Origin of the sequence: Streptomyces alkaliphilus, from assembly GCF_014141535.1 — a bacterium.
GTDB classification, from domain to species: Bacteria; Actinomycetota; Actinomycetes; order Streptomycetales; family Streptomycetaceae; genus Streptomyces; species Streptomyces alkaliphilus.
The window spans coordinates 1-668 of record NZ_VKHT01001591.1 but is presented as its reverse complement, the minus strand read 5'-3'; the positions used below and the strand labels follow the sequence as shown (position 1 = coordinate 668).

Genomic DNA, 668 nt, shown 5'->3' with positions numbered 1-668 from the left:
CCCTCTCCCGCCTCCTCTTCCGCGCCTGGCCCCGCGTCTTTCCCCGCGTGCGGCGTGGCCCCCGCCCGCTCCTGTGGCGGTGTTCCCGTGCCCGTGACGTCGGGGCGCTTCCGCTTCCCGCGGTGCCGAGTCGGTGATCCCGCATCGAGAGGGCTCCCAACCCTTTTCCCGACTTCGTCCACTCATTCGAGTGAGGGCTCGAAACGGCCCTTGCGCACCCTCCACCATACTCGGTATACATACTCGGTATGTCGATCCCCTACGGGCTCCTCGCCCTCCTCGAGCACGGTCCGCGCCATGGCGCTCAGCTGCGCACCGAGTTCGAGTCCTGCACCGGCTCCACCTGGCCGCTGAACATCGGTCAGGTCTACACGACCCTGGGACGCCTGGAGCGCGACGGGTTGATCACCGCGGTGGACGAGGAGGCCGATGGCCGTCAACAGCCCTACGCCATCACGGAAGAGGGGAGGCGTCGGCTCGCCGAGTGGTACGGGCAGCCCGTGAACCGCACCCAACCGGCCCGCGACGAGTTGGCCATCAAACTCGCCATGGCCGTCACCGCTCCCGAAGTCGATGTGGCCGCCATCATCCAGGCCCAGCGCCACCACACCCTGCGGGCCATGCAGGACTACACCCGCCTCAAGGCCCGTGCTCTGGCGGGCGATGGG

General features: G+C 68.9%; 1 protein-coding gene. It reads left to right on the top strand.

All coding sequences use genetic code 11. The features are described from left to right. Positions 1-248: 248 nt before the first annotated feature. Positions 249-668, top strand: a 420-nt coding sequence (locus tag FNQ90_RS25845; protein ID WP_182608520.1) for a PadR family transcriptional regulator, incomplete at its 3' end; no start/stop codon positions are given.